Source organism: Acinetobacter seifertii, assembly GCF_000368065.1.
Lineage (GTDB): Bacteria > Pseudomonadota > Gammaproteobacteria > Pseudomonadales > Moraxellaceae > Acinetobacter > Acinetobacter seifertii.
In genome coordinates this window covers 258,616-281,026 of the sequence record NZ_KB851204.1, presented here as the reverse complement: position 1 = coordinate 281,026, position 22,411 = coordinate 258,616, and the positions used below count along the sequence as shown (strand labels likewise).

The window sequence follows — 22,411 nt, the reverse complement described above, 5'->3', positions numbered from 1 at the left end:
ACAACTTTCGCAGTTGGATCGTTTACTGTACCTGTTAATGCAGGTGTACTGTCATTGGTTAGTGCTGTCGTTACAGTTACTGTTGGTGCAACTGCATCTACTACTGCTGAACCAGGTAATGACGGATTGCCTGCTGGATCAGTGGCTGTTGCAGTCACTGTTTGACCATCAGTCAAGTCACCTGGATTTGGTACTGTCCATTTCCCATCAGGACCTGCAACAACTGTTGCTGTACTGCCATCCGGGAAAGTCACCTTCACTGTTGAATCAGGTTCTGCCGTACCTGTGACAGGATTGCTTGCATTGATTGGATCAATCACTGGTGCATTTGGTGCTGTAGTATCTACTGTATAAGATTTTGACTCATTGATATTACTACTATTACCCGCTGCATCAGTAAATGTAACTTTTGCATCAATCGTTTTGTCGCTATCTTCAATTAATCCACTGCCTGGTACAACTGCACTCCATGTACCTGCTACTTTATCGATAATTGCAGTATATGTTACCCCGTTAACAACTACTGTAACGACTGTATTTACTGCATCTGCTGGGATATTCTTTAAGCTGCCTGTAATTGTAATATTACCAGCAGCCTCTGTTCCATTAATAACATTATCAGAAGTAATAGGATCAACTGAGAAAGTAACGCCATTTGTGTTTGGAGGCGTAGTATCTGAAGGTGTTGAAGAGTCATTGCTACTATTTGATGCAGCAGCAATAATACCACCAGCAACCAAAGGTATCGCTGCTAACAACCATGGGTTCAAGCCAGCATCGTGATAAAGTAATGGTTGAATTGAAGAAATAGGCTGATAAATAACATCAGATACTAATCCTTGTGGAGCTTCTGCTGGCAATGCTGCTGGTAAATCTTCACCTAAAAGTGCTTGCGGTGCCACATCACTATCAGCATCTGCATCACTATCAGCATCTGCATCTGCATCATTTTCAGCATCTTTAAATTTTGCCCAAATTAATTGTCCATTTTGGTCTTGAAAAACAAGACTATTGTCCGCAGGTTCAGCTGTACCACTAAAGAAACCTTCAATAACAATAGTTTCGCCATTTTTAAGACGAATTACTGCATTGGTACCCTCCCTATTCACTACTAATACATCACTAGCAGCTACCTTTACCACTACAACCGAAGCTTCTGAGAGTTTGGCTGAAGTCCCTTTTATTGTTGACAAGGTATCATGACTTTCCTTGGCAATAATTTGTATTTCAGGCATATCTATATTCCTTTTATATTATTGATTTGAATGATTTTATGTATATTTTTTTACTTAATGCTTTTGAGTTTTTGACCTACAACTTAAAAACATTAAGTAATGTGATCATTTTTACATTAACCACTTTAAAATAAAAAAAACAAATACTAAAGTCCTCAAAGAAAAAAAAGTAATTAATACAAATTTTATATAAATAAAATTCTCGTTCTTATTCTTATAATTTTAAATAAACATAAATTAAATGTTTTATATATAAAACAAATTTAGTTTTTAATTATTGAAACTTATCTTAATTCGATTCTTTATTTAATAATTTTTAATATCTGAATAAAATAAAATATATTATTAATGATATATATAGAAAAAAAATGGCTTTAGTGAATATTTTACTATTACACTAAAGCCATACTTTTTAAATTTAATTAAATATACTTTTAAGTTGTTCTAAAAATTATCAGGGCTTTCAAAGCGTTTTACTTCTTGTAACTTATTTGGATCATGCATAGTTGCAATACCATCTTCAGTTTTTTGATCAACAATAACGTCTGGATTAAAGATTGTAATTGTTTCTCTTCCCAACGCATCTTCTCCAACTACATATTGAAAACCACGGCGATTCATTTTATGGCATAGTTTTTGGTAAAAACCTTTAAGTCCTTCCTTTTCTTCATTTGGATTGTAATAAAAGGCATTCATTACCGCTGGTAAGCCCAGACCACACACTACACCAGATAACAATACGCTAATAAAGGTGTATCCAATGAGAATACTACTATAAGGGCTAAGCGCGGGAATATTTGCAACTGCTAAAATTAAAGCAAGTGAAATGCCCCCCCTAACCCCTCCCCAAGATAAAATGGTTAAACTACCATTGTAACTTTTGGTCTTTCGCATTGTTGGGAAGAAGGCAAAAGACATAAAGTTTGCCGCAAAACGCGAAATATGCAGAATAAGGAAAGCAACAATTCCACCCAAAATCAGGCTAAAGTTTAAATCTAGAATAAATAATTCAAGACCAATTAAAGTAAATAAGAATGAATTGATAATTCCTTCTACTGTATGCCAAAAATGGTTAACTTCTCTAATCTCACGTTCTTCACGAATTTCTTTCCATTTATTTCCAACAATTAACCCCCCAATCACACAAGCAATTGGTGCAGATGCATGGGCGAATAAAGCCACCAGATATGCGCCACTGGCCAGCAATGCCGTCGTTAAAATCAAGGATTCCATTTCGTGCTTACCACGTAATAGACGTAATGTTCCTATACCAAATGCCCATCCAATACCAATGGCGACCACAATTTCATAAAGTAAAGCTTCTAACGTTGCAACTAATGAAAAATGTTCACCTTGTAAAACATTCAGTAGTGTCATAAATAATGCAATACACATTGCATCATTAAATAAAGACTCGCCTTCTAATTTCACAATAAGATGATGGGGTGCCCGAATCGAACTTAAAACGCCCTTAATACCAATGGGGTCTGTTGCACCCAAGGCAGCACCTAACAATAGAAGAACCAATATTGGTACATGATGGCCAATCAACAATTGGAAACCATAAAGTAAACCACCAAACAATACTGCACAGATAACGAGTGCAATCGTTGCTAAAATACTAATTTGTTTCCAATAACTTCTTAAATCTGAAATTTTAAATTTAAGTGCTGAAGATGTCAGAATAAAACAAATAACACCATTAATTAAAAAGTCATAGAAATCAATATTTCGAACTGCATTTTCAATATTATGAATATTAATGCTAATGAACTGATTACCATTTAAGAGACTGGCGCCCCATTGCAAAATGAAGACAAAAATTGCAGAAACAAGAGGTACGCCAATCGCTTGAGGAAAGCCTAAAATACGCTTATTGAATATTGTGGTTGCAATTGATAAGGCAAATACAACCGTAAATGCTTGTAATAAGAAAAAATTACCCATGAACACCCTTCTTCTGGGTCAATGACCAAATAAAAACCTAGACAGCTAAACTGAACAGAGCGAGAAAATGGGCACTTCATATGCGCCCAAACAATTAAAAATAGAATATAAGTTTAACGAATTACGCAAGCACTATAGCAATCAGTTAAATTTCTTAACATTAATTATGAATCAGAGAGATTATAAAAAATGAGTTCACCTGAACCTATGGCAAACTCATCTTTGTAGTTCAAATAGCGTTATTAAAAGTATCGCATTGATTAATATCACCTGACTTTAACCCCACCTGAAACCAATGCATCCTTTGCTCACTGGTGCCATGGGTAAAACTATCAGGCACAACTTGACCAGTTGCTCGTTTTTGTAAATAGTCATCACCAATTTTTTGAGCAGCATCCATTGCTTCTTCAACATCACCTGCCTCTAAAAACTGAGTACGCTGTTGATTATGATTTGCCCATATACCTGCTAAACAGTCAGCTTGTAACTCTTGACGAACAGATAACTGATTACCTTCTTTCTGACTGACTTGCGAACGAGCTTGTTGCACTTGCGAAGAAATACCAAGCAAGGTTTGAACATGATGGCCCACTTCATGCGCAACAACATAGGCTTGTGCAAAATCACCTGCCTGATCTTGGCGAGAGAGCTCTGATTTATTTTGCTCACCCGAGATACCCATTTGCTCACGCATATCTTTAAAAAATTCAGTATCGATATAAACTTTCTGGTCAGCCGGACAATAAAAGGGCCCCATAGCAGATTGAGCAGTGCCACAACCTGAACGAGTCATTCCACTAAATAAAACCAACTTTGGTGGCGTATAAGTTTTACCTAACTGTTTAAATATAGGTGTCCAGGTATCTTCTGTATCAGCTAATACTGTTCCAACAAAATCTGAAGCTTCTTTTTGCTCAGGTGTTAAAGTTTGCGGTGCAGTTTCATTTGATTGTTGTGAAGCAGTAACCTGCTGCGTTGCCTGATAGGCCATTTGTGGATCAACGCCAAAAAATTTCCATGCAACAAATGCTACGACCAAACCAATAATACTAATACCACCTGCTTTAACACCGCCCCCACCTCGACGGTCCTCAACATTGGTACTGACTCTACGATCTCTCCAACGCATAATTTCCCTCTTATTTTAGAATGGCATCAAGAGTTCGATGCTTTTTTAGGCCAAATTTTTTGTATTAAACTTACGATAAGTAATACAACGGCACCAGCAATCATTCCTATCGCAAAGTTCATCAATGTTGGTGTTAAAGCACCAATAATATTTCCGACCGCAGGTATAGTTTCTAAATGATCGACCGTATCTTCAGTAATATGATGAAGTAAAGGAATCGTATGGTTAATAATCCCTCCACCTACTAAAAACATTGCAATAGTTCCAACAATAGAAAGTAACTTCATCAAAAGAGGAGCAAAAGCAAGTAAAGCACGTCCCAATGTTTGTTTGAAAGAAGCAGCTTGTTTTGTTAAATATAATCCTAAATCATCAATTTTAACAATCACACCAACCAAGCCATAAACACCTAGTGTCATCACAACAGCAATAATGCTAAGGACACTTATTTTTGTCATTAAAGCAGCAGTAGCAACTGTACCTAAAGAAATAACAACAATTTCAGCAGATAAAATAAAGTCAGTTCGAATAGCTCCTTTTACTTTCTCTTTTTCAAAGGCTTCTAAATCTAACTCTTCATTATTAAACTCTTTTTCTGCTTCTTGAGAGGTCGAAGCTTTTTTATGCATGATGGTATGAAGAACCTTTTCAACACCTTCATAACATAAAAATAAGCCACCTAGCATCAATAGCGGGTTAATCAACCAAGGAGCAATCACACTGATTAATAACGCCAAAGGTACTAAAATAAGCTTATTAACTAATGAACCTTTAGCGACTTTCCACACAATAGGTAGTTCACGATCAGCGCGCACACCAGTTACCTGTTGTGCATTTAAGGCCAAATCATCTCCTAAAACACCAGCAGTTTTCTTTGCTGCCATTTTGCTCATTAAAGCGACATCATCTAAAATTGTTGCAATATCATCTAGTAATAAAAGTAAGCCACTTGCCATTTCTTATCCAAGGTTGTATTTATCTGGCTATTGTAAGATGAAATATTCTAGTTTCTGTAATTTTACTGAATAAATTCACAATATTATTTTAAGAAAGTTTAACCAATCGCTGACGAAAAAATTTTATTTCCCGTACAATAATGCCAATCTTTATATTACAGGGCTTACTATCCCTGATTAAGCCAATACGATAGTGGAATAAATAATGAGTAATGTTGATCAGCGTCCAATTATTTTGACAGGCGACCGCCCAACCGGACAACTTCATCTTGGGCATTTTGTCGGTTCTTTGCGTTCACGTGTAGGTTTACAGGATAGCCATCATCAACATCTCTTATTAGCAGATGCACAAGCCCTAACTGACAATGCAGATAACCCAGATAAAGTACGTCGCAATATTTTGGAAGTTGCTCTAGATTATTTAGCAGTTGGTATTGATCCAACTAAGACCACGATTTGCGTACAGTCATGTTTACCAGCATTAAATGAGCTTACAATGTTATATCTTAACTTTGTAACTGTAGCTCGTTTGGAACGTAACCCGACTATCAAATCTGAAATTCAAATGCGTGGTTTTGAACGTGACATTCCTGCTGGTTTCCTTTGCTACCCTGTTGCACAGGCTGCTGATATTACGGCTTTTAAAGCAACTGTAGTACCAGTGGGTGAAGATCAGATTCCAATGATTGAACAAACCAATGAAGTGGTCCGTCGTGTGAATCGCCAAATTGGTCAAGACCTTTTACCTGAATGTAAAGCCTTACTTTCTAATATGGCTCGTTTACCAGGTTTTGATGGTAAAGCGAAAATGTCTAAGTCATTAGGCAATACCATTGTTTTAAATGCTTCTGACAAAGACATTAAGAAAGCTGTAAATGCAATGTACACTGACCCAAATCACCTTCGTATTGAAGATCCAGGTCAAGTTGAAGGAAACATTGTATTTACTTATTTAGATGCATTTGATCCAAATAAAGAAGAAGTTGAAGAATTAAAAGCGCATTATCGACGCGGTGGTCTTGGTGACGGTACTGTTAAAAAACGTCTTGAAGGTGTGTTAAAAGAATTAATTACACCTATTCGTGAACGCCGTGAAGAACTTGCTAAAGATCCTGATTACATTATGGATGTTTTACGTCAAGGTACTGACAAATGCCGAATCATTACTCAACAAACTTTAGATGAAGTTAAAGATGGCTTAGGCTTATTTAAGTTTTAACTCTAGAGTAGACATATAAATGAAAAGCCCTACGGGGCTTTTTTTATAATTACATTAAGATTCAATAGTTTAAAATTTTACATTGTTAATATATTTATAATGATTCACATGCACTTACCCTTTTAACGTGAAGTAACACTAATTAACGCGAACCTTAATGAAGAAATATTAAACCTTAACTAATATAGCTTAAGTAGGTTGATATGAACCTCACGACATTTCTCCTTAAGCCGAAACTGTTTTTAACAGATTCGTTGTTCTACGCAATGATCACCCCAATCATTGCGTATTTTTTTGTCTTTTTTTAGCCTTATTATTTCTTATTTCATTTTATGCTACTTTTCAATGATGCAAAAAAATACCGCATCATTTTTCAGATGCGGTATTTTTTAAAGATTCAAGGAAGCTATTAAGCTAAACCTTTCTCTTTTAATACTTGCAACATAGTTGAACCAAGCTCAGCTGGGCTACGAGTGTAAGCCATACCTGCTTTTTCAAATGCAGCAAATTTCTCTTCAGCAGTACCTTGACCACCAGAAATGATCGCACCAGCGTGACCCATACGCTTACCTTTAGGAGCAGTTACACCAGCGATGTAACCTACTACAGGCTTAGTCACGTTAGATTTGATGAATTCAGCAGCTTCTTCTTCCGCTGTACCACCGATCTCACCGATCATGATGATTGCATCAGTATCTGGATCGTCTTGGAACAATTGAAGAGCTTCAATTTGGTTCATACCTGGGATTGGGTCACCACCAATACCGATACAAGTAGACTGACCTAAACCAAGCTTAGTTGTTTGAGCAACCGCTTCATAAGTCAATGTACCTGAACGTGAGATAATACCAATACGACCTGGTTGGTGGATGTGACCAGGCATAATACCGATCTTACATTCACCTGGAGTGATCACGCCTGGGCAGTTAGGACCAACTAAACGAGTACCGTTACCGTTAGTTTCTAAATAACGTTTTGCTTTAAGCATGTCGATTGTTGGAACACCTTCAGTGATCACAACGATTAGGCCAACACCTGAATCAACCGCTTCAACGATTGAGTCTAAAACGAATGGAGCTGGTACATAGATTACAGATGCATCTGCATTTGTTTCACGTACAGCTTCTTTCATTGTGTTGAATACTGGTAAGTCAAGGTGAGTTGTACCACCTTTACCTGGAGTAACACCACCAACAACTTTTGTACCGTAGTCTAAAGCTTGTGCAGAGTGGAAAGTACCGTTTTTACCAGTAAAACCTTGTACCAATACTTTAGTGTCTTTATTAATTAATACGCTCATGATTGATACTCCCCTTACGCTTTAACTGCAGCTACAACTTTTTCTGCGGCATCAGACAAACCGTTCGCAGAAATTAATTTCAAACCAGATTCATCAAGTAATTTAGCACCTAACTCAGCGTTGTTACCTTCTAAACGAACAACAACTGGAACAGTTACGTTTACTTCTTGAACCGCTGCAATAATTGCTTCAGCAATCATGTCACAACGTACGATACCACCGAAGATGTTGATTAAAACACCTTGTACAGATGTATCAGCAAGGATGATTTTGAACGCTTCGATTACGCGCTCTTTAGTTGCACCGCCACCAACGTCAAGGAAGTTTGCAGGCTGACCACCATAAAGTTTAATGATGTCCATAGTTGCCATTGCAAGACCAGCACCGTTAACCATACAACCGATGTTACCTTCTAAAGCAACATAGTTAAGATCAAATTCAGATGCTTTTAATTCACGCTCATTCTCTTGAGATTTGTCACGTAAAGCAGCAACTTTAGGTAAACGGTAAAGCGCGTTAGAGTCGATACCTACTTTCGCGTCTACACATAAAATTTCGCCATTTTCACGAACTGAAAGTGGGTTAATTTCAAATAAAGCAAAATCGTTTTCAACAAATGCTTGGTAAGCAGCTGTCATGATTTTTACGAATTGACCGATTTGTTTGTCTTTCAAACCTAAAGCAAACGCAACTTCACGTGCTTGGAATGGTTGTAAGCCAACTAATGGATCAACTTCAACTTTGATAATTTTTTCTGGAGTTTCTTCAGCAACTTTCTCGATTTCTACACCACCTTCTGTAGAAGCCATGAAAGTAATACGACGGCTAGAACGATCTACAACCGCGCCCAAGTAAAGCTCACGCTCAACTGGATATACGTCTTCAGCAACAATGATGCTGTTTACTGGTTGACCATTTGCATCAGTTTGATACGTTACAAGACGAGTACCAATGATATTGTTTGCAAATTCGATAACATCTTCTTTAGATTTTGCAACTTTAACGCCACCAGCCTTACCACGACCACCAGCATGAACTTGCGCCTTCATTACAGCGAATTTACCACCAAGCTGTTCAAATGCAGCAACTGCTTCGTCTGCATTGGTTGCCAAGATACCTTCTTGTACCGGCATACCATATTCTTTCAATAACGCTTTAGCTTGATACTCATGTAAGTTCATTTAGTTACCTACTTAACTTTGTTTGTTGTCTTCAATTTGCGCAACATTCTCATGTTGTATATGCAAATTGCTGTCTACGTCTATCAACTTGATGATTTTTTAATCACACCATCGAATGTGAAAAAGAGCGGAGAACCGCTCTTTAATTTTATTTACGCTTACGTTGAATCGCGTGAATTGCACGACCATCTACAGCAAGTGCAGCTTCATGAACAACTTCAGAGAATGTTGGGTGACCAAAAGTCATCAACTGAAGATCTTCAACTGAAGATACAAATTCAAGAGCGATCATACCTTGGTGAACGATATCAGATGCTGCAGGTCCAATGACATGCATACCTAATAAACGGTCAGTTTTTGCATCAGCAACGAACTTAACAAAACCTGCGCCCTCACCAGCAGCTAAAGCACGACCATTTACAGCAAAACCGAATTGACCAGTTTTTACTTCATGACCTTTTTCTTTAGCTTGCTCTTCAGTTAAACCTACCCACGCCGCTTCAGGGTGTGTATAGATAACAGAAATGATTGTGTCATAGTTCACTTGAGCTGCATGACCGTGAATACGTTCAACAGCCATTACACCTTCTTCCATTGCTTTATGAGCAAGCATTGGACCGCGAACCAAGTCACCAATCGCGTATACACCTTCTACAGAAGTTGCACAGTGATCATTTACTTCAACTAAACCACGTTCAGTTAATTTAATGCCTGAATCTTCAGCCAATAAACCTTCTGCATATGCTTTACGGCCAACACAAACGATTAATTTGTCAAAAGTTTGAGTTTTCTCTTCGCCACCTTGAGTGTATTTAACAGTCACTTCACGACCATTAACTTCAGTGCCAGAAACTTTAGCACCAACGCGAATATCAAGACCTTGCTTAGTTAAAAGCTTTTGGTATTCTTTTGCCAAAGCTTTATCAGCCATTGGTAAGAATGCATCCATTGCTTCAAATACAACAACTTCAGCACCAAGACGACGCCATACTGAACCAAGCTCTAAACCGATTACACCAGCACCGATCACACCTAAACGCTTAGGTACTTCTGGGAAGTTTAATGCGCCAGTTGAATCAACAATAATGTCTTGATCTACAGGAGCTACAGGAATATTTACAGGCACAGAACCAGACGCAAGAATTACGTATTTAGGTTCTAAAACTTGAGTTTCACCTTCATGAGAAACGAACTCAACTTTTTTACCAGCAAGTAATTTACCTGTACCTTTTAACCACTCAATACCGTTGCCTTTAAGCAATTGATCGATACCGCCAGTCAATTGGTCAACAATTTTGTCTTTACGAGCAAGAAGTTTTGCAAGATCGAAATTCACTTCACCAGTTGTAATACCGTGATCAGCTAAGTGATGCACTGTATCTTCATAACGATGAGAAGAATCAAGCAAAGCTTTAGAAGGGATACAACCTACGTTTAAGCAAGTACCACCTAAAGAAGGCTTACCGTTGTGAATACGTTTTTCAATACAAGCGACTTTGAAGCCTAGTTGAGCAGCGCGAATCGCAGCTTCATAACCACCAGGACCACCGCCGATGACAACAAGATCAAATTGTTGAGACATTTTTATCTCCATAAACCAGGATAGAGGATCACTCTACCCTGGTAGGTATTTATTCGAAGAAATTAAAGATCAAGAATGAGTTTAGCTGGCTCTTCTAACAATTCTTTGATTGCTACCAAGAAACCTACAGCTTCTTTACCATCGATCATACGGTGGTCATAAGAAAGCGCTAAGTACATCATTGGCAAGATTTCAACTTGACCATTTACCGCCATAGGACGCTCTTGGATTTTGTGCATACCCAAGATACCAGTTTGCGGTTGGTTCAAAATAGGAGTTGAAAGCAATGAACCGAAAGTACCACCGTTAGTGATTGTGAAAGTACCACCAGTCATTTCTTCGATAGATAATTTACCGTCACGTGCTTTACCAGCATAAGCAGCAATACCTGCTTCAACTTCTGCATAGCTCATACGGTCAGTATCACGTAATACTGGAACAACAAGACCACGATCAGAAGATACTGCAACACCGATGTCATAGTAACCGTGATAAACGATATCGTCGCCATCAATTGAAGCATTTACAGCTGGGTAGCGTTTAAGCGCTTCAGTTGCTGCTTTAACGAAGAATGACATGAAGCCTAAACGAGCACCATGACGCTTTTCGAAAGCATCTTTATATTGCTTACGCAATTCCATGATTGGCTTCATGTTAACTTCGTTAAATGTAGTTAACATTGCAGTTTCTTGAGTTGCAGCAAGAAGACGCTCAGCAACACGCTTACGTAAACGAGTCATTGGAACACGTTTTTCGATACGCTCACCAACAGCAACACTTAACGGAGTAACGTTAGCAGCTGGTTTAGTTTGATGGTTTGCAACATCTTCTTTAGTGATACGACCACCACGGCCAGTACCTTGTACGTCAGCAGCAGCAATACCAGATTCAGTTAAAGCTTTACGAACCGCAGGAGCTTGATCAGATACAGTTTCTGTACGTTCAACAACAGGAGCTGCACCAGCTTGAGTTTGAGCAACTGCTTGTTCTACCGCAGCAGGAGCAGCAGCCGCTGCACCAGCACCAGCTTCGAATTGAGCAATAACTTCGTCAGAAAGAACTGTATCGCCTTCACCTTTAATGATTGCAACCAAGCTACCATCTGCAGGAGCAACAACTTCTAAAACAACTTTGTCGGTTTCAATATCACAGATTACTTCATCACGTGATACAGGTTCACCCACCTTTTTATGCCAAGTTGCGATGGTGCCATCTGCAACAGACTCTGGGAATACCGGTGCTTTAATTTCGGTTGCCATTATTGAGAATCTCCTGATTGTTCAGCTTCGATTGCCAATGCATCATTAATTAGCTGAGCTTGTTGTTTTGCATGCAAGTACGGTGAGCCACAAGCTGGTGCAGCAGAAGCTTCACGACCTGCAAAACTGATACGGATTTGTTTGCCAGATTTTAAGATATCGTCATATAAACGCGGTGCAATAAATAACCATGCGCCTTGGTTCTTCGGCTCTTCTTGTGCCCAAACGAGTTCTTTCACATTTGGATAAGCAGCCAAGATTTCTGCAAGACGTTGCTCTGGGTATGGATACAACTGTTCAATACGTACGATTGCAACATTAGTTAAGTTTTCTTCACGACGTTTTTCGAGTAAGTCGTAATAAACTTTACCGCCACAAAGTACAAGACGAGTTACATCTGACTTGTTAATTTGATCGATTTCGTCAATTACAGTTTGGAATGAACCATTTGCAAGTTCTTCTAAAGTAGAAGTTGCAAGTTTATGACGAAGTAAAGATTTTGGTGACATTACGATCAATGGCTTACGAATTGGGCGTACAGCTTGACGACGTAATGCATGGAAAATCTGTGCAGGTGTCGTTGGAGTGATCACTTGCATGTTATCTTCAGCACATAACTGTAAGAAACGTTCTAAACGAGCTGAAGAATGCTCTGGACCTTGACCTTCGAAACCGTGTGGTAACAACATTGTTAAACCACAAACACGCTCCCACTTAGTCTCACCAGAAGCAATAAACTGGTCAATCACAACTTGAGCACAGTTTACGAAGTCACCAAATTGTGCTTCCCAAATAATCAAGCTCTTAGGAATTGTAGTCGCGTAACCATATTCGAATGCAAGAACTGCTTCTTCAGATAATAAAGAATCGTAAATCGCAAAACGTGGTTGGTTCTCTTTAACATGACAAAGTGGAATGTAAGTTGAACCATCAGCTTGGTTATGCAATTTCGCATGACGGTGTGAGAAGGTACCACGACCCACGTCTTCACCAGTAATACGAACTAGATAGTCTTCATCTAATAAAGTTGCATAAGCTAAAGTTTCTGCTGCACCCCAGTTCAAAGGAGTTTCACCAGTTTGCATTTTCACGCGATCTTCAATTACTTTTTGAACTTGACGCTGCATTACAAACCCTTCAGGAAGTTTGCTCATGCCCTCGCCTAATTCTTTAAGGCGGTTCAAGTCGAATGAAGTATCCCAATCGTCTGTGTAGTCATGGCCCAAATATGGAGTCCAATCAACAAACATTTTGGTATTTGGTTCAAGAATCAATGCGTTTGCTACATGATTACCCGCTTCTAAGTCAGAACGGTAATCTTCAACCATTTGATCCGCTTCAGCACGATCAAGTACTTTCTGTTGTACAAGTTGATCAGCATAAAGTGTACGAGTAGTTGCTTTCTTCGCAATTACTTGATACATCAATGGTTGTGTACCAGATGGCTCATCTGCTTCGTTATGGCCGCGACGGCGATAACAGAACAAATCGATAACAACATCTTTACGGAATTCGTGACGGAAATCATGTGCTAATTGAGTAGCAAAGATAACTGCTTCAGGATCATCGCCATTTACATGGAAAATCGGCGCCTGAATCATTTTAGCAACGTCTGTACAGTACTCTGTAGAACGCGCATCACGCGGATCAGAAGTTGTGAAACCAACTTGGTTGTTCACAATGATATGAACCGTACCACCAACCGTATAGCCACGAGTTTGTGACATTTGGAAGGTTTCCATGTTCACGCCTTGACCTGCAAATGCAGCATCACCATGAACAATAACTGGTAATACGTCATCACCGCCGATGTCTCTACGACGTACTTGACGTGCACGTACAGAACCTTCAACTACAGGACCAACAATTTCCAAGTGAGATGGGTTAAATGCCAATGCCAAGTGAACTTCGCCACCTGGAGTCATTACATTACTTGAGAAACCTTGGTGGTATTTAACGTCACCTGAACCTTTTTTATGAATTGATTTACCTTCGAACTCACCAAATAAGTCCGCAGGATTTTTACCCATAATATTAACAAGAAGGTTCAAACGGCCACGGTGTGGCATACCGATAACAACTTCTTTACAACCTACAGCACCAGCACGCTGGATAATCTCGTTTACCATAGGAATAAAAGATTCGCCGCCTTCAACACCAAAGCGTTTAGCGCCGACGTATTTATTACCAAGATATTTTTCTAGACCCTCAGCAGCAGTTAAACGCTCTAAGAAGCCTTTCTTTTGATCATTTGAGTAATTGAACTTACCACGGGCACTTTCAAGACGTTGTTGAATCCAACGCTTCTCTTTTGTGTCCACGATATGCATGTATTCAACACCGATTGAACCACAATAGATTGCTTCCATTGCTTCAATCATTTCAGCAAGAGTTGCTTCACTCTTACCAATCTCAAGATTGCCTGTGTTGAATACTGTGTCTAAATCTGATTTGGTTAAACCATGTGCTGAAAGATCTAAATCAGGAATATCTTCACGCTTAGCAAGACCTAATGGATCTAATTTAGCTTTTTGATGTCCGCGATTGCGATAAGCAGCAATAAGTTGTAAAACGCCAATTTGACGACGCTCATGCTCAGTACTTACAGTACTTTGTACAACAGGTTGAACACGGTTAGCATTACGTCCTAGTAATAGGAATTGCTCACGCACAGCGCTGTGTGGTTGGTCACCTTTTGGATATTTATCGAAATATTGGCGCCAGTCCTCAGCTACAGAGGTTGGGGAAGTCAGGTACTGCTCGTAAAGTTCTTCAATATACGCTGCACTATCAGCGGAAAGTTCAGTGTCAAGACGCAATGCGTCAGCAACTTCTTGCATTTGTGGACCCATTTCCTATTGCAAAAAATATTACAGGCTGCCTTTTAAGCACACCCATGATGCATAATGTCAAATCGGTAAAAATGACACTACTTACCCAACAGGTCTTTACGACCATGGGGCGTCATACTACCTAGAGAGAAAACTCCATAGGTAATTAATGAATCACAACGCCCTCAATGGCATCATCACTCACCTTATACTCGATTAAAACCGAGCAATTTTTTGCAAATCTTTTTAGAAAAATTAACTATACAATTAACTTTTCTAAAATGACTTTGACCATAAAAATTAAGCACTGATCTAAGATCGTGCCACTTAATTTAATTTCACTAGTATACGCTTTTTTCACCTATAACTTTGTGGCAAATCGTATCATGTTCTTAACGAACGATTGATTTTTTTGACACATACCATCTATAAATTGGCGAAATACATATCCAATTTTATCTATTAATATATGGTGCTTTATATAAAAACCCCTATTTTACCGACTAAAGTATAAGGTGCGTATTATAAAGTTAAAAAAAAACGCACATCAAGGATGTGCGTTTCCTATTTGCGCAGAATTAACCCGCTTGATCTAACAACATGTTACGGATATGACCGATTGCTTTTGTTGGATTCAAACCTTTAGGACATACTGACACACAGTTCATAATACCTTTACAGCGGAATAAGCTGAATGGATCGTCAAGACGAGCCAAACGATCTGCTGTTGCAGTATCACGAGAGTCGATAATAAAACGGTATGCATTCAACAATGCTGAAGGACCCAAGAATTTATCAGGGTTCCACCAGAATGATGGACATGAAGTTGAACAACATGCACAAAGAATACATTCATACAAACCATTCAAGTGTTCACGCTCTTCAGGAGACTGCAAACGCTCTTTAGGTGGAGCTGGTTGGTTATTGATCAAGAATGGCTGAATTTTGTCATATTGATCATAGAATTGGTTCATATCAACAACCAAATCTTTAATAACAGGCAAACCTGGCAATGGACGAATTACAATTTTCTCAGGTAGGTCGTTTAAATTCCATAAACAAGCCAAACCATTTTTACCATTGATGTTCACACCATCCGAACCACAAATACCTTCACGGCATGAACGACGGAATGTTAACGTTTCGTCTTGAACTTTCAAAGCAAGCAATGCATCAAGCAACATACGGTGCTTATCAGTCAATTCAAGTTTGAAAGTTTGCATGTACGGCGCTTTATCCTTATCAGGATCATAGCGGTAGATTTCGAACGTACGAGTACCTCTACTCATCTTTATACTCCCGATTAGAATGTACGTGGTGCTGGTGGAATTGCATCAACAGTTAACGGCTTGAAGCGCACTGGCTTATATTCCAAACGGTTATCTGATGAATACCACAAAGTATGTTTCATCCACTCATCATCACGGCGACCGTATGAATAAGTTGGGTGATCAGCTGGTAATTCATAATCAACTACCGTATGCGCACCACGACATTCTTTACGCGCAGCAGCTGAAATTAATGTAGCTTTTGCAACTTCATATAAGTTTTCAACTTCAAGCGCTTCAACACGCGCAGTGTTAAATACTTTAGATTTATCTTTCAAGTGGATGTTACGTACACGTGGCTCAAGAGCAAGAATCTCTTTAACACCTTTATCAAGTAAAGCTTGAGTACGGAATACACCCGCGTGATCTTGAACGATATCACGAATTGCATCAGCAACTTCTTGAGCGTTTTCACCAGTAGTTGAGTCATCCAACTTACGCACGCGCTCTAAAGTTTGCTCTAATACCTTTGTTGGAAGCGGTGCATATTCATCACCATGGTGCTTAGTTACGTAGTCGATAATGTGCTCACCAGCAGCTTTACCAAATACAACTAAGTCAAGAAGTGAGTTAGTACCTAAACGGTTTGCACCATGTACTGATACGCAAGAACATTCACCAATTGCATAGAAACCTTTTACAGGTTTAGTGTAGTTGTCTGTACCAGGTTCTGGTAAGCACACTTGACCATGCATATTCGTAGGAATACCACCCATTTGGTAATGGATTGTTGGTACTACTGGAATTGGTTCTTTAGTAATGTCTACGTTTGCGAATTTTTTACCAATCTCAAATACAGATGGTAAACGCTTCATAATTGTGTCAGCACCCAAGTGAGTCATATCAAGCAAGATATAATCACCTTTTGGACCACAACCACGACCTTCTTTAATTTCTTGATCCATAGAGCGTGATACGAAGTCACGTGGAGCCAAGTCTTTTAAAGTCGGCGCATAACGTTCCATGAACGGTTCGCCGTCTTTATTACGAAGGATTGCACCTTCACCACGACAACCTTCAGTTAACAATACGCCTGCGCCCGCAACACCTGTAGGGTGGAACTGCCAGAATTCCATATCTTGTAATGGAATACCAGCACGAGCAGCCATACCAAGACCGTCACCAGTGTTGATATAAGCGTTTGTTGATGCACGGTAAACACGACCAGCACCACCAGTTGCAAACAATGTTGCTTTGGCTTGGAATACTGCGATGTTGCCAGTTTCTTGGTCAATTGCAGTTACACCGAGTACATCACCTGCTTCGTTACGGATCAAATCAAGAGCGATCCATTCAACGAAGAATTGAGTACCCATTTTCACGTTGCTTTGATAAAGCGTGTGTAATAATGCGTGACCAGTACGGTCAGCAGCAGCACAAGCACGTGGAACTGGTTTATCACCATAGTTCGCAGAGTGACCACCGAACGGACGTTGGTAAATTGTACCATCGGCGTTACGGTCAAACGGCATACCCATGTGTTCTAGTTCATATACAACTTTTGGCGCTTCACGACACATAAACTCAATTGCGTCTTGGTCACCTAACCAGTCAGAACCTTTTACTGTGTCGTAAAAGTGGAAATGCCAGTTATCTTCTTGCATGTTACCTAACGACGCACCGATACCGCCTTGAGCAGCAACTGTATGTGAACGTGTTGGGAAAACTTTAGTAAGTACTGCAACTTTCAAACCTGCTTGAGCAAGTTGGTAAGATGCACGCATACCAGAACCACCACCACCAACGATAACAGCATCGAAAGTGAGGTTTTGAATATTTGAATAATCTTCTTTAGGGGTTATCGCGCCCATGATATCTTCCTATCAATTCGCCCAGAAAATCTGGATACCCCAGATTGCGTACACAAACACTGCAATAATGACAGCCGTAGTCAGTACAAGGCGTAAACCTTTCGCTGAAGGACCCATTTGACGAGTAGTGACGTAGTCAGTGAAAACCTGCCACATACCAATCCATGCGTGTGCGATAAGCGACAAAATTGCCAATAAAGAAAAAATCTTCATTGGTAATGTCATCATGAAGCCAGCCCATTGTTGATAGTCAAATCCGCCTTTGCAGAGAATCCAACCCAAAAGAACAACAGTATAAGCTGCCAATACTACAGCACTTACACGCTGGATAAACCAATCACGAGAACCTGAACCTGTTAAACCTGTAGCACTTTTCATTAGAACATAATCCATACAAAGGCTGCGATAATGGCTACCACAGATAAGATCAATGAAATTGTCGCTGCAATACGACCGCTTTGCAGTTCTTCAGCAAAACCTAGATCTGCAAGCAAATGCTTAACCCCAGCAATAAAGTGGAAAATTAAGCCGGCTACAAATACCCACACGACAAAACGTACAAGGATATTTCCGAAAACGACATTTTTAACGTAGTCAAATCCTTCTGGCGAAGATAATGATTTATCTAAAATCCATAATAGAACTGGTACTAATAAGAAAACGATGACACCTGATAAACGGTGTAAAATTGATGCAATAGCCACGGGTGAGCGTAAATTTACCGCTAACACCTGACCCATGGACAAATTGACAGGTCTGTTGCTTTTCACAGCGGGCATCCTGTAGGTAGAAACTCCGACCGGAGTTTGTTGAATTAATTCCAAGGAAAGCTGGCATTGTTAGGCAAGCACAGCTCATGCCTAACCTATAAACGACACTGAATTATAAAACGCGAAATATCAAAATACAAACAATCCACTTTGCCTTTTCCGCAAAAACTCATTAAATAAGAATCATTCACACAGCTAAACAGCAATCCTCCCTGTACAAAAGTTAAAATTAAACAAAACATGTGCTTGTTTAATCTCATCTTTTATAAAAAAAATCTTTTCTACTGCTTTATTTAAAATAAGTGCGTTTTAGACTAAAGATAAAGTTAATAATTCATCAAGTCTAATCAAAAGGATAAACCAAAATTGCGCTTACACCCTAATTTTAATAACTTTATTTAAAAATAATTAACACCCTTTTTATATTAAAAGCAATAAAGAGCCACTTGACTCTTAACAATGAGCACTATTTTTACAAAAAATGAGTTTTAATTTTTACAACATGATCAACAAGCTATTTTTTAAACAATTAAACTTAAAAAAAGTACAACTTTTGGAATTAACAAATGGTGATAATTAGGTTATTTTTGAATCACAATTTAAAATTACAGACTGAGTTTTATGATTTTTTTAAGCAAATTGGCATTTTATAACCAGTTCTGAGTCTAATTTTTTATTTATAAATTTGCTTACAATTGTACTCACCCTTCATTTTTTTTCTGCACGTTCTTATTGAATTGACTTATGATACCATCCCGATGCAGTGATTTTACTGACTTTTTTGCTCGGGTCTTAATGACTAACTCTCTGTGGGAACGTCATTTTTTATCCATAAGTATAATTGACAAAATTTCAGTACTCACTAATCTTATAGCAAATTTTGACACCGTCTGATTCGCACATGAGAAAATTAGGATTTCGAGTCAGATAATCATTCACCAGGACAGGAGATCTATTGAATGTCTGAAGCAAATGGCAAAAAAGCCGTATTACATCTTGATGGCAAAGAAATTGGATTACCAATCTACAGTGGCACTTTAGGTCCAGATGTAATTGATGTGAGCAGCATACTGAAAGAAGGTCATTTTACTTTCGATCCTGGTTTTATGGCGACAGCCGCATGCGAATCTAAAATTACTTTCATTGATGGTGACAAAGGTATTTTATTACACCGTGGTTACCCGATTGACCAACTAGCAACTCAAGCAGACTATCTTGAAACTTGTTATTTATTATTAAATGGCGAGCTCCCAACTGCTGAACAAAAAGTTGAGTTTGATACGAAAGTTCGTGCTCACACTATGGTTCACGATCAAGTTAGCCGTTTCTTCAATGGTTTCCGTCGTGATGCTCACCCTATGGCAATCATGGTTGGTGTTGTTGGTGCATTATCTGCGTTCTATCACAACAATCTTGACATCGAAGACATTAACCACCGTGAAATCACTGCAATTCGTTTAATTGCAAAAATTCCAACACTTGCTGCTTGGAGTTATAAATACACAGTAGGTCAACCATTCATCTATCCACGTAACGATTTAAGTTATGCGGAAAACTTCTTACACATGATGTTTGCTACTCCTGCTGACCGTGATTACAAAGTTAATCCTGTTCTTGCTCGTGCAATGGATCGTATTTTCACGCTTCATGCTGACCATGAACAAAATGCGTCTACTTCTACAGTTCGTCTTGCTGGTTCTACTGGTGCAAACCCGTATGCATGTATCTCTGCTGGTATCTCTGCTCTTTGGGGACCTGCTCACGGTGGTGCAAACGAAGCAGTTCTTAAGATGCTTGATGAAATCGGTAGCGTTGAAAACGTTGCAGAATTCATGGAAAAAGTTAAGCGCAAAGAAGTTAAACTTATGGGCTTCGGTCACCGCGTTTACAAAAACTTCGACCCACGTGCTAAAGTCATGAAACAAACTTGTGACGAAGTACTTGAAGCTTTAGGTATCAATGATCCTCAATTAGCACTTGCTATGGAACTTGAGCGCATTGCACTAAACGACCCGTACTTTGTTGAGCGTAAACTTTACCCTAACGTAGACTTCTACTCTGGTATCATCCTTAAAGCGATTGGTATTCCAACAGAAATGTTTACTGTAATCTTCGCTCTTGCACGTACAGTTGGTTGGATCAGCCACTGGTTAGAAATGCACAGCGGCCCTTACAAAATTGGTCGTCCACGTCAGCTTTACACTGGTGAAGTTCAACGTGACATCAAGCGTTAATATTCGAGAGAACATTAATGTAAAAAAGCTGCCTCTTGGCAGCTTTTTTATAAATAAGTTTTTTAAAAATTATTCTTCTTCAAACATATTTAACAAGTGATGACTAATACCATCAGCTCTTAACCAAGCCAATTCATAACTTGCTTTAGCCAAAGCCAAGACGCGTCTTTCAAATTCATCCCAAATTGTTTTAACTTGAGAATCTAAAATACCCAAACCACTTTCTGAGGCAAGATGTTTATTTTTTTCACAGATTTTTAAGGCATGATAAAGCTTACGACCTTTACTCGCCCCTTCCATCAAACGAACACGTTTACTTAGAATAAAACCCTCGACATGCTGGAGATTTGCATGAGGCAGCATAGGTACCAAGATTTGGTTCAATTGATCATCTAAGCGTTTCCAGACAGCCAAACGCTGCTCTGCTGTATAAGTATTCCATTGAATGACTTCATGGTTAAAACGGCGACAACCACGACATACCTGATCACCAAAAACTGTTGAACAACGCCCTGCACATGGGGTGAGAGAGAGCGTTCGATGATCATTACTCAAAACAAACTCCTTAAATAAACCATATACTTTTTATGGTTTTCTCGCTTATTACTCATTTTCGCGCTAAAATATGCGCCTTAAATTTCTATCTTAATACATTTGGAGTTTTCCATGAACGCTACTGTAGAACAGCTTGCACCTGTAGAACAGCAAGCGACCGCGGGTTGGGTTGTTGCAGCACTATATCAATTTAAAGAAGTTCAAGATCCTGCCGATCTTCAACAACGTCTTTTAGACTTAGTGAAAACAATCAACCTTTGTGGAACTCTAATTGTAGCAGGCGAAGGAATTAATGGTACCGTGGCTGGGGACCGTGAGGCAATTGATAAAATTCATCAATTTTTGTTAAACGAAGGTTTTAAAGCGATGGAATATAAAGAGTCCCATAGCTCCGATAAACCTTTCCGTAAAATGAAAATTAAACTTAAAAAAGAAATTGTAACTTTAGGCGTAGAAGTAAAACCTCGCGATTTAGTTGGTCACTATCTTGATCCTAAAGAATGGAATGATTTAATTGCACGTGATGATGTTATTCTAATCGATACACGTAATGATTATGAATATAAGGCTGGTACCTTTAAAGGTGCGATTGACCCTAAAACAGAAACATTCCGTGAGTTTCCAGAATACGTTAAAAAAGAGCTAGAACAACACAAAGACAAAAAAATTGCGATGTTCTGTACTGGCGGTATTCGTTGTGAGAAATCAACATCTTTACTTCTTCAAGAAGGATTTACAGAGGTTTACCACTTAAAAGGCGGTATTCTTAAATACTTAGAAGAAACTCCAGCGGATGAAAGCCTTTGGGAAGGTGAATGTTTCGTATTTGATGGACGTACTGCTGTAACTCATGGTGTTGAAGAAGGTGCAAACATTAAATGTCATGCTTGTGGCTGGCCTTTAACTCCGGAAGAGTCTGCGCTTCCAAGTTATGAACATGGTGTTTCATGCGTGTATTGCATCGACAAAACAACTGAAAAACAAAAAGCTGGCTTCCGCATGCGCCAATCACAAATTGCCGCAGCTAAACGCAAACGCTTATAATTAAAAAAAGGGCATCAAATGATGCCCTTT

17 protein-coding genes and 1 pseudogene are annotated in these 22,411 nt (G+C 39.0%); 3 read left to right on the top strand and 15 right to left on the bottom strand.

Going from position 1 to position 22,411, the window contains the following annotated elements:
* The 4 genes from F985_RS23885 to F985_RS23870 all read right to left on the bottom strand — a co-directional run.
* Positions 1-1,235 (bottom strand): BapA/Bap/LapF family prefix-like domain-containing protein (locus F985_RS23885; protein ID WP_004705906.1); only part of this gene is annotated, 1,235 nt, incomplete at its 3' end.
* 444 nt (positions 1,236-1,679) lie between these two features.
* Entirely contained in the window at positions 1,680-3,182 is a 1,503-nt protein-coding gene (locus F985_RS23880) for a cation:proton antiporter (protein ID WP_004705905.1), read from the bottom strand.
* Positions 3,183-3,411: 229 nt separating this feature from the next.
* Positions 3,412-4,311: a KPN_02809 family neutral zinc metallopeptidase gene (gene ypfJ, locus F985_RS23875; protein WP_004705901.1), complete on the bottom strand. Its 900-nt coding sequence runs from the start codon at positions 4,309-4,311 to the stop codon at positions 3,412-3,414.
* Between the two features lie 26 nt (positions 4,312-4,337).
* Positions 4,338-5,267 carry a DUF808 domain-containing protein gene (locus F985_RS23870; RefSeq protein WP_004705899.1) on the bottom strand — a complete coding sequence of 310 codons (930 nt, stop codon included), beginning with the start codon at positions 5,265-5,267 and terminating at the stop codon, positions 4,338-4,340.
* 205 nt (positions 5,268-5,472) lie between these two features.
* On the opposite strand from F985_RS23870, the gene trpS reads away from it, so the two are divergent.
* The gene (trpS, locus tag F985_RS23865) at positions 5,473-6,486 is read left to right on the top strand and encodes a tryptophan--tRNA ligase (RefSeq protein WP_004705897.1); all 1,014 of its coding nucleotides are present in this window, start codon (positions 5,473-5,475) and stop codon (positions 6,484-6,486) included.
* Positions 6,487-6,895: 409 nt separating this feature from the next.
* Here the strand turns inward: trpS and sucD are convergent, their stop codons facing one another.
* The 10 genes and pseudogenes from sucD to sdhC form a co-directional block, all read right to left on the bottom strand.
* A complete protein-coding gene (sucD, locus tag F985_RS23860; protein WP_000114637.1) occupies positions 6,896-7,786 on the bottom strand; it encodes a succinate--CoA ligase subunit alpha in 891 nt (296 codons plus the stop codon).
* A 14-nt stretch (positions 7,787-7,800) separates the two neighbouring features.
* On the bottom strand, positions 7,801-8,967 hold the full coding sequence (gene sucC, locus F985_RS23855; protein ID WP_001048573.1) for an ADP-forming succinate--CoA ligase subunit beta: 1,167 nt from the start codon (positions 8,965-8,967) through the stop codon (positions 7,801-7,803).
* A gap of 148 nt (positions 8,968-9,115) precedes the next feature.
* Positions 9,116-10,549 carry a dihydrolipoyl dehydrogenase gene (lpdA, locus tag F985_RS23850; protein ID WP_002051272.1) on the bottom strand — a complete coding sequence of 478 codons (1,434 nt, stop codon included), beginning with the start codon at positions 10,547-10,549 and terminating at the stop codon, positions 9,116-9,118.
* Between the two features lie 62 nt (positions 10,550-10,611).
* Positions 10,612-11,808: a 2-oxoglutarate dehydrogenase complex dihydrolipoyllysine-residue succinyltransferase gene (gene odhB, locus F985_RS23845; RefSeq protein ID WP_004705895.1), complete on the bottom strand. Its 1,197-nt coding sequence runs from the start codon at positions 11,806-11,808 to the stop codon at positions 10,612-10,614.
* Positions 11,808-14,648 (bottom strand): 2-oxoglutarate dehydrogenase E1 component, encoded by a 2,841-nt coding sequence (locus F985_RS23840; protein WP_004705894.1) that lies wholly within the window; start codon positions 14,646-14,648, stop codon positions 11,808-11,810. Before F985_RS23840 ends, odhB begins: the two co-directional genes overlap by 1 nt.
* 157 nt (positions 14,649-14,805) lie before the next feature.
* Positions 14,806-14,934: pseudogene (locus F985_RS25540) on the bottom strand (hypothetical protein).
* Between the two features lie 283 nt (positions 14,935-15,217).
* Positions 15,218-15,928, bottom strand: coding sequence for a succinate dehydrogenase iron-sulfur subunit (locus F985_RS23835; RefSeq protein ID WP_004705893.1), 711 nt, complete (start codon positions 15,926-15,928; stop codon positions 15,218-15,220).
* Between the two features lie 14 nt (positions 15,929-15,942).
* Positions 15,943-17,778: a succinate dehydrogenase flavoprotein subunit gene (gene sdhA, locus F985_RS23830; RefSeq protein WP_004705891.1), complete on the bottom strand. Its 1,836-nt coding sequence runs from the start codon at positions 17,776-17,778 to the stop codon at positions 15,943-15,945.
* A gap of 12 nt (positions 17,779-17,790) precedes the next feature.
* Positions 17,791-18,156 (bottom strand): succinate dehydrogenase, hydrophobic membrane anchor protein, encoded by a 366-nt coding sequence (gene sdhD / locus F985_RS23825; protein WP_003655454.1) that lies wholly within the window; start codon positions 18,154-18,156, stop codon positions 17,791-17,793.
* Positions 18,156-18,557, bottom strand: coding sequence for a succinate dehydrogenase, cytochrome b556 subunit (gene sdhC / locus F985_RS23820; RefSeq protein ID WP_001984863.1), 402 nt, complete (start codon positions 18,555-18,557; stop codon positions 18,156-18,158). The genes sdhD and sdhC overlap by 1 nt, the downstream gene beginning before the upstream one ends.
* A 950-nt stretch (positions 18,558-19,507) precedes the next feature.
* Here sdhC and gltA point away from each other — a divergent pair.
* Positions 19,508-20,782, top strand: a complete 1,275-nt coding sequence (gltA, locus tag F985_RS23815) for a citrate synthase (protein ID WP_004705890.1) — start codon at positions 19,508-19,510, stop codon at positions 20,780-20,782.
* A gap of 69 nt (positions 20,783-20,851) precedes the next feature.
* Here the strand turns inward: gltA and F985_RS23810 are convergent, their stop codons facing one another.
* Positions 20,852-21,337: a DUF1289 domain-containing protein gene (locus F985_RS23810; protein WP_004705889.1), complete on the bottom strand. Its 486-nt coding sequence runs from the start codon at positions 21,335-21,337 to the stop codon at positions 20,852-20,854.
* 111 nt (positions 21,338-21,448) lie between these two features.
* Between F985_RS23810 and trhO the strand changes: the two genes are divergently transcribed.
* Positions 21,449-22,381, top strand: coding sequence for an oxygen-dependent tRNA uridine(34) hydroxylase TrhO (trhO, locus tag F985_RS23805; RefSeq protein WP_004705888.1), 933 nt, complete (start codon positions 21,449-21,451; stop codon positions 22,379-22,381).
* The last annotated feature ends 30 nt before the right edge of the window (positions 22,382-22,411 follow it).